This window comes from Acinetobacter sp. (genome assembly GCF_049284435.1).
Taxonomy (GTDB): domain Bacteria; phylum Pseudomonadota; class Gammaproteobacteria; order Pseudomonadales; family Moraxellaceae; genus Acinetobacter.
In genome coordinates, this window is the sequence record NZ_JBAPXX010000082.1 from 1 (window position 1) to 7,091 (window position 7,091).

Below are 7,091 nucleotides of genomic sequence, written 5' to 3' on the forward strand. Positions count from 1 at the left end.
ATTCTACAGGATTCCCGACCCAATACAACCCCTATTCTTAAATAATCCAGCAAAAACATCACGACTGTTTATTTATTCTACAAAAATCATGCTTTTCTTCATTTCTTGAGCATTAAAGGTACTGAATCAGTTCAAATCCATCCATGTTTTTTAATTTAAGAAATGTTTTTGATTAAAAGTATTCAATTCTTATAAAAAATTTAAGTCTAAAATCAACCTTAAGGCAATACAACACCGGACAAACATGGATAACTTTACTGCCGCATGCACTTCCTCTTGTTTAGAGTTAATCAAAATATTTATACACAGCAAAATCACCCCCACAAATAGCGACAATACAGGATGCAACATGCTCACCTTATAGATCACCACGCCTAAGCTAGGAAGCAGAATAAAAAAGCCCAGCCCACATAAGGTCATGTATTGCGCTTGACTAATCTGGCACTGAGAAATGCCTTGCAATTGCATAAAGCGATGTTGCTGTAAAAATTTACTTTTCAGTTCAACCTGTAACTCAGCCACCAAATACACAAGAATGAAGATCGTGAAACTAAGGAAAAATAGACTTTGCTCACCCCCTTTCCATAGAAATCCACAAAAAATTCTCAAAAATCACTCCTGCACTTACTATGGGAATGATTATTACAGGCAATATTGCACATACAGCCAAAATTAAACGCTTGCCTAATTCAGCCGGCTGAAAGAGCTGCCTGAGATAGATCCGGATCAAATTTTTATATAGAGTGGATGCATGATGTAAGCGCATTGAATTGAGTTGAATAGATAGATTGATTGGCTTCATGCAGTGGTTTTGATACAAGGCTCTTAATGCAAATGCAATAAATAAAATCGAGCTAAGTAAAGCCAAAAACTGTGATGTGGTCAGCGCCATTAAAACTGGACCAAGATAAGAAAGCATGAATAATAAAAATAAATGCTTTTGCTTTCTTAGACAGAGTAATTGCAACAACGTGATGGAAAAAGCTCACAATGCAATCCAGAAAATATTTGGCAAGGTTGACCAATTTCTCCCGGGCTCCATGAGCAGATAAATAACAGCAACTACATAAGGCAGAAAAATTAAACTATTCAGCAGCAAAATCACCATGAGATCAGTTGCAACAACAATATGATGCCGTATTGGCAAGTGCTGCAAATAGCGATTTGCCTCACCCCCCATTAATGATTGTTTTTTCACCCCTACCCAAAAGATCGACATGATCGTTAGAACCAACCAGATCAGAACCGAATGTTGCAGTGAATGCCCCTCTATCAACAAAAGAATAGGTTTTGCCATGGCGAGCAATATCGCAAACAACATAGGCCCAAACACTAGAACGATAATCAGCGCAGCCTGCTTATTGCGACTTAAGGCATCTGCTGTAACTTTCACATAATATTGCAAACGCCATCTCACCAGACAGCGAATCATTGAGATATTTAAATATGGACGCGTAGCACGTGCAAATAAATCCACTAAACCCAGCATAGACTAAACTCAGCAATATCAATAAATATTGTGCTCATTTGCTGTTGCATATTTAAATCATGACAGGTCATCAATACCATTTTATTTTTTGCAGCTTCATTTAATTTTTCTTTTAAAATTTGCAAAGATTTTGCGTCCAAGCCATGGCTAGGCTCATCCAGAATCAAGATCGGCACATCTGCCATTAATGCCGAAATCAAGCTAATTTTTTTTGCTGTACCAAACGACATAGCCTGAAATTGAATATCCAAAAATGAATTTAAACCAAAATCATCAATCAGCTCTGAATAACTATGTGGAGTCAAGTGACGCACAGAAGCAATAAAGTCTAAAAATTCACGTCCAGTGATAAAGGGATAAGCCATCGTATGATCAGGCACAAAGGCAAGCTCAGCAGCGATGTGTCTTTTTTGCCGCGATGAATAACCATTCACCCTAATCTCACCAGAACTCAAAGGTTCCATTCCGGCAATCATTGCCAACAAGGTTGACTTACCCGCACCATTCGCACCTACCAAGGTATACAAGCCGCAACTGGACAACTGATAATCCAGATTCTCGAACAATATTTTATTTTTAAAATGCTTGGTGAGCTGCCTAAATTGCAATAAAGGGATATCCGGCACTGAACGACCTCTTATTGTTTTAAATAAATGATTAGAAGCATAAAAACAAATATCGATGATTATTTATACAATCGCAAGATTTTTATAATGATTTTCAGGTAAAAATAAAATTATTTTTAGAGTAGTATCAAATTTCAGACATAAAAAAACCGCTTAACGCGGTATCTTTTATCTCGACCATCTTTAAGGAGATGGTCGGAGCAGTAGGATTCGAACCTACGACCCCCTGGTCCCAAACCAGGTGCACTACCAGGCTGTGCTATGCTCCGATTTCAACTTTAGAAGTTGGGGTGAATGACGGGATTCGAACCCGCGACAACTGGAATCACAATCCAGGGCTCTACCAACTGAGCTACATCCACCATCATTTTGATTCTTAACATCAAGCGACCAAATGGCGCGCCTGACAGGATTCGAACCTGTGACCATCCGCTTAGAAGGCGGATGCTCTATCCAACTGAGCTACAAGCGCGTTACTGATGCAAACATCATTTGCCTTGAAGAATTGGTCGGAGCAGTAGGATTCGAACCTACGACCCCCTGGTCCCAAACCAGGTGCACTACCAGGCTGTGCTATGCTCCGATTCATCTCAGCTTTCGTATCGAACATCGTTCGGTACGGTGTGCATTCTAGGCGTGACGCCCGGAGACGTCAACACCTATATTTAAAAAAAACCGAAAAAACGCTTCAAGCGTTTATTTATCAATCGCTTCAGACATTTTTTATACAAATTTTAACGTTTTAGTCCGGCACTAAAGTTCAGCATGCGATCTAGAGGCAGTTTCGCTCGTTCAGCAAGTGCCGGATCGACATATACTTCCTGATCTTTATGCTGTAACACATGCAAGATACCATCCAGCTCGTTCATGGCCATCCAAGGACAGTGTGCACAAGAACGACAGGTCGCCCCCTCTCCTGCGGTTGGCGCTTCAATCAGGATTTTATCCGGTACTGCCTGCTGCATTTTATAAAAAATGCCGCGATCAGTAGCCACGATCAAGCGCTGGTGCGGCAAAGTCTGTGCTGCTTTAATCAGTTGCGAAGTGCTGCCCACTGCATCGGCAATCTCAACTACAGACATCGGTGATTCAGGATGTACCAGAACCGCAGCATCTGGATAGAGTGCTTTCATGTTGGCAATACCGCGTGAACGGAATTCTTCATGCACGATACAAGCACCATCCCAGAGCAACATCTCTGCACCGGTTTTTTTCTGGATATAACGACCCAGATGCTGATCGGGTGCCCAGATGATTTTTTCGCCCAGACTGTCCAGATGTTCGATAATTTCTACTGCACAGCTTGAAGTGACGACCCAATCGGCTCGAGCTTTCACGGCCGCTGACGTGTTAGCATAAACCACAACGGTATGATCCGGATGCGCATCACAAAAAGCGGTAAACTCATCGACAGGACAACCTAAGTCCAGTGAACAGGTCGCTTCCAAAGTTGGCATCAGCACGGTTTTATTGGGTGAAAGAATTTTAGAGGTTTCGCCCATAAATTTCACACCAGCTACCACAAGCGTTGAAGCTGGATGATCGCGACCAAAACGCGCCATTTCCAGTGAATCGGAAACACAGCCACCCGTCAGTTCAGCCAGTTCTTGGACTTCAGGATCACAATAATAATGCGCCACCAAAACAGCATCCTGTTTTTCCAGCTCTGCCTTGATCTGTGCAAATTTGTCCAATTTTTCCTGCTGGCTCATTTGATGTTCTTGAGGAACACCTAAACGATCTAAATGCGCCTGCACAATCGATTTAGCTTCATTGGCTATTAATTTGGTCGCATCACTCATAACAACTCTTACTCTACCCTCATGGTTCACTATTCAATGAACCTTTCACCCTACATCCCGGTCATCTCTGGCGAAGTGCTATTTTTGACCAGTCATTAAAAACTACAATATATAAAAAAAGCCCCACAATGGAGGCTTTAGAAACGATCTGAATTATGAGCGATAATCTGCATTGATTTTTACGTAGTCATATGACAGGTCACAGGTATAGACCGTATCTTTTGCCTGACCTCGTCCAAGATCAACACGAATCGTCATTTCAGCCTGGGCCATCACACGTGCACCGGCTGCTTCAGTATAGTCTGTTGCCGCACCACCATCTTTGCAGATTTGTACATCATCTAACCAAACCTGAATTTTTGCAACGTCTAAATTCGGCACACCGGCATAACCAATCGCTGCCAGAATACGGCCCCAATTTGGATCAGAAGCAAAGATCGCGGTTTTGACCAGTGGTGAATGCGCAATGCTATAGGCAATATCACAACATTCTTGAGTATTGCCACCACCTTCCACAGTCACGGTAATGAATTTAGTCGCACCTTCACCATCACGTACAATCAGTTGCGCAAGGCGTTTCATGGTACGTGTCAATACGTCTAGCACCACTGCATAACGCGGATCTTCAGTCGAAGTGATTTCAGCACCACCGGCCTGACCTGTGGCAATAAAAATACACGAGTCATTGGTCGAGGTATCACCATCAATGGTAATACGGTTAAACGATACATTGACCGTTTCAGTTAATAAATGTTGAACCAGTTCACGGCTGATCGGTGCATCCGTCGCAACATAACCCAGCATGGTCGCCATATTGGGACGAATCATGCCTGCACCTTTGGAAATACCGGTCATGGTATAAGTCACACCATCCAGCTCGAACTGTTCTGACGAACCTTTCGGGGTGGTATCTGTGGTCATGATTCCGGTTGCAGCATCGACCCAGGCATCATCACGCAATGAATCCAGCGCAGGCTGTAAACCTGTAAGCAAACGCTCCATTGGAAGCTGCTCACCAATGACACCAGTCGAGAATGGCAACACTTCAGCAGCCTGCACGCCTGCAAGTTCAGCCAGCTTGGCACAAGTGGCTTCTGCATTTGCCATGCCTGTAGGACCTGTTCCTGCATTGGCATTGCCGGTATTGATTACCAAGTAACGCGGATTGCCCGCTTGCAAATGTGCTTTGGATACATGCACTGGTGCTGCACAGAAGGCATTCTGGGTAAACACCCCAGCAACATTGGAGCCTGCAGCCAGTTCAAATATCACCAGGTCACGTCGGTTCTGATAGCGCACATAGGCTTCAGCCGAACCAATTTTAACCCCTTTCACCACATGCATCTGTGGCATAGATACGTCACCAACTGCCATTTTAAAGTCCAATATTGAAGTTTTAGAAAAATACAGCTTAGTTGATCTGCAACAAAAAATCGAGCCAAAGCCTGAGCCAGCCTGAGATTTGTTATGGATTTTCACAATAAAAAACCAGTCATCAAGACTGGTTTCTACGTTTTTAAAATTAAGATATTTTTAATTTTGTGCAAGTTGTCCAGATTCGCTTAGCAAAGCCTGTTTCGCCTGTTGTTGACTTGCAGTAGAAAGTGCCGGATTTGTAGCAACAATACGGTCTGCATTGGCTGCATTAGCAGCTGCAATCGCAGCAGTCTGCAACACAATCGGACGATTCTGATTGGCAAAGGTATAACGGATGCCGGTACGTGGGCTTGCCACAGTCACTTGTGCATCGGTACGTTGTACTTGAGCAGTAGTCGTACCCACCGCTTGCTGAACTTTATCAATTGTTGTGGTCGCTGCGGTTTGTGCAAAACTTAAGGCAGGCATTGCCAAAACGGCAATCATGAGCGTTTTTAATACTTTTTTCATTCAGGTTATTCCACTTTGAGGTGTTGAATGAGCCATTAAATAGCATTTAATTCCTAAGACTGCAAACAGTATTCAATTTCTGAAAAATCTTCATACATAAAAAAATCAGAGCCATGTGGCTCTGATTTTTAATAGCGTTTAGATCTTGCCATGACACTGTTTGTATTTCAGACCTGAACCACATGGACAAGGCGCATTACGACTTGCCGGTGCTTCAAAGACTGGTGCTACCGGATTCGCCTGAGCATTTTGCTCGGTAGTCACCTCATGTTCGCCTGCCAGCAAGCCGTCAAACTCTTCATGAGATAACTGCAAACGCATTGCCTCAGCCTGTGCCTGCTGCTGTGCTTCCATTTCCGCCAGCTCCTCAGGTGTTGGTACGTGGATGCGTGACAGATCTGTCACTACATCTGACTTGATCGTACCGAGCATGTTCACAAACAGGTTATAAGCTTCTTTTTTGTATTCCTGCTCTGGATTCTTCTGCGCATAACCACGTAAATGAATACCCTGACGTAAGTAATCCATAGCCGCCAGATGCTCTTTCCAATGACGGTCCAGAGAATTCAGCATAAAGTGACGTTCAAGCGATGCAGCAGACTCTTCACCCATTTGCTCACGGCGTGAACGGTAACGATTCAGCACTTCATCGGTAATACGCCCGACCAAGGCTTCTTCGTCCAGACGGCGGTCCTGTTCCAGCCATTCACCAATAGGAAGATCCATCGAAAGATCTTCACGCAGCGCCAGTTCCAAACCTTCAATATCCCACTGGTCATGAATCGACTCAGGCGGAATATAGTTGGCAATCACACCCTGCATCACTTCACGGATCATTTCTTCAATATAATCCTGTAGTGAATTTTCTGCCAGAATATCATCACGCTGGCTATAAATGATCTTACGCTGTTCGTTGTTGACGTCATCGTATTTCAGCAGGTTCTTACGAATATCAAAGTTACGTGCCTCAACTTTACGCTGGGCATTTTCAATCGAGCGAGACACCATTTTGTGCTCAATCGCTTCATCTTCCTGCAAGCCCATGGCACGCATCATGCCAACCACGCGATCACCGGCGAAAATACGCATCAAGTCATCTTCAAGCGACAGATAGAAACGCGAAACACCCGGATCTCCCTGACGACCGGCACGACCACGCAACTGGTTATCAATACGGCGCGATTCATGACGTTCAGAACCGATAATATGCAAACCACCCGAATCCAGCACCGATTGGTGACTGGCATCCCATTCCGCTTTCAGACGGGTTTCATCTTCAGCGGTTGG

The 7,091-nt window shown here is 43.8% G+C and carries 8 protein-coding genes and 4 tRNA genes; all 12 read right to left on the minus strand.

Annotated elements, in window-relative coordinates:
- Positions 1–189 precede the first annotated feature (189 nt).
- The gene (locus tag WAK81_RS07660) at positions 190–522 is read right to left on the minus strand and encodes a hypothetical protein (RefSeq protein ID WP_422196346.1); all 333 of its coding nucleotides are present in this window, start codon (positions 520–522) and stop codon (positions 190–192) included.
- A gap of 49 nt (positions 523–571) precedes the next feature.
- A complete protein-coding gene (locus tag WAK81_RS07665; protein WP_422196347.1) occupies positions 572–892 on the minus strand; it encodes a hypothetical protein in 321 nt (106 codons plus the stop codon).
- Between the two features lie 93 nt (positions 893–985).
- On the minus strand, positions 986–1,489 hold the full coding sequence (locus WAK81_RS07670) for a hypothetical protein (RefSeq protein WP_422196348.1): 504 nt from the start codon (positions 1,487–1,489) through the stop codon (positions 986–988).
- Complete coding sequence (locus WAK81_RS07675; RefSeq protein WP_422196349.1) at positions 1,477–2,115, minus strand: ABC transporter ATP-binding protein; 639 nt, start codon at positions 2,113–2,115, stop codon at positions 1,477–1,479. Before WAK81_RS07675 ends, WAK81_RS07670 begins: the two co-directional genes overlap by 13 nt.
- Before the next feature lie 192 nt (positions 2,116–2,307).
- Positions 2,308–2,384: transfer RNA gene (locus tag WAK81_RS07680), tRNA-Pro, on the minus strand.
- A 17-nt stretch (positions 2,385–2,401) separates the two neighbouring features.
- Positions 2,402–2,477: transfer RNA gene (locus WAK81_RS07685), tRNA-His, on the minus strand.
- 33 nt (positions 2,478–2,510) lie between these two features.
- A tRNA-Arg gene (locus WAK81_RS07690) sits at positions 2,511–2,587 on the minus strand.
- Positions 2,588–2,621: 34 nt separating this feature from the next.
- Positions 2,622–2,698, minus strand: a tRNA-Pro gene (locus WAK81_RS07695).
- A 151-nt stretch (positions 2,699–2,849) separates the two neighbouring features.
- Positions 2,850–3,917, minus strand: coding sequence for a quinolinate synthase NadA (gene nadA, locus WAK81_RS07700; RefSeq protein WP_422196350.1), 1,068 nt, complete (start codon positions 3,915–3,917; stop codon positions 2,850–2,852).
- A 153-nt stretch (positions 3,918–4,070) separates the two neighbouring features.
- Positions 4,071–5,291 carry a bifunctional glutamate N-acetyltransferase/amino-acid acetyltransferase ArgJ gene (gene argJ / locus WAK81_RS07705; protein ID WP_422196351.1) on the minus strand — a complete coding sequence of 407 codons (1,221 nt, stop codon included), beginning with the start codon at positions 5,289–5,291 and terminating at the stop codon, positions 4,071–4,073.
- A gap of 159 nt (positions 5,292–5,450) precedes the next feature.
- Positions 5,451–5,804 carry a hypothetical protein gene (locus WAK81_RS07710; RefSeq protein ID WP_396469872.1) on the minus strand — a complete coding sequence of 118 codons (354 nt, stop codon included), beginning with the start codon at positions 5,802–5,804 and terminating at the stop codon, positions 5,451–5,453.
- A 138-nt stretch (positions 5,805–5,942) separates the two neighbouring features.
- On the minus strand, positions 5,943–7,091 hold a 1,149-nt coding region (locus WAK81_RS07715), incomplete at its 5' end, for an SEC-C metal-binding domain-containing protein (protein WP_422196352.1).

Bases quoted from the DNA above. Each gene is read 5' to 3' on its own strand.
- WAK81_RS07665 (WP_422196347.1), bottom strand. From the start codon at position 892: ATGGCGCTGACCACATCACAGTTTTTGGCTTTACTTAGCTCGATTTTA.
- WAK81_RS07670 (WP_422196348.1), bottom strand. From the start codon at position 1,489: ATGCTGGGTTTAGTGGATTTATTTGCACGTGCTACGCGTCCATATTTA.
- nadA (WP_422196350.1), bottom strand. From the start codon at position 3,917: ATGAGTGATGCGACCAAATTAATAGCCAATGAAGCTAAATCGATTGTG.
- argJ (WP_422196351.1), bottom strand. From the start codon at position 5,291: ATGGCAGTTGGTGACGTATCTATGCCACAGATGCATGTGGTGAAAGGG.
- WAK81_RS07710 (WP_396469872.1), bottom strand. From the start codon at position 5,804: ATGAAAAAAGTATTAAAAACGCTCATGATTGCCGTTTTGGCAATGCCT.